Annotated in this window: 1 protein-coding gene; it reads left to right on the top strand. The window is 74.3% G+C overall.

Annotated elements, in window-relative coordinates; translation table 11 throughout:
• Positions 1 to 736 (top strand): glycosyltransferase (locus AC1DWF_RS34175; RefSeq protein WP_476842923.1); only part of this gene is annotated, 736 nt, incomplete at both ends.

The following is a 736-nucleotide window of genomic DNA, read 5'->3' as shown; positions in this document are numbered from 1 at the left end:
CCTTCGGGCTGATGACGCCGAAGAAGCTGCCCGACCGGATCCTCTCCGGCTTCGCCGCCCTGGCGAGGCGCGACGCCGCCGCGCGGCTCGTGTTCGTCGGCGGATCCGAGGAGGGTGCCGGCCCCGCCGTGCTGGAGGAGGCGGGCCGCCTCGGCCTCGCCTCGCGCGTCACCGTCACGGGACGCCTCGCCGTGGAGGACTACCGCCGCTGGCTCGCCGCCTGCGACATGGCCGTGCAATTGCGCCGCGGCAGCCGCGGCGAGACCTCGGGAGCGGTGAAGGACGTGCTGATGGCCGGCCTGCCGCTGGTCGCGAACCGTCACGGCTCGCTGTCGGAGCTGGAGGGATCGGGTGCCCGCCTCATTCCGGATGAGGCCGAGCTGCCCGATCTCGCCGAGGCCCTGGATGAGGTCCGCAACGACGCAGCCAAGCGCGCTGCCATGGGCCGTGCCGCCCGGGACTGGGCCCTGCGCGAGCTCGATCCTGTCGGCATTGCCCGCGCCTATGCCGGCGTGATCGAGCAGGCCTACGAACAGGGGGGGCAATCCGGAATGGCGGCGGTGCTCGCGGCCAGCGCCGGCCTGCCGCTGACCGAGGCCGATGCCGGCGCAATCGGCGCTGCCCTGGCGGCCAGCTTCCCGCCGCCGCGCACGCCCCGCCTCTGGCTCGACACGGGGCTGCCGGCCTTCGAGCCGGGCATCCTGGAATTACTGCGCAAGGGGCTGGAGGGCTGGCG

The organism is Aminobacter sp. P4_D5, from assembly GCF_056401815.1.
This window is presented reverse-complemented; position numbering and strand designations above follow the sequence as displayed.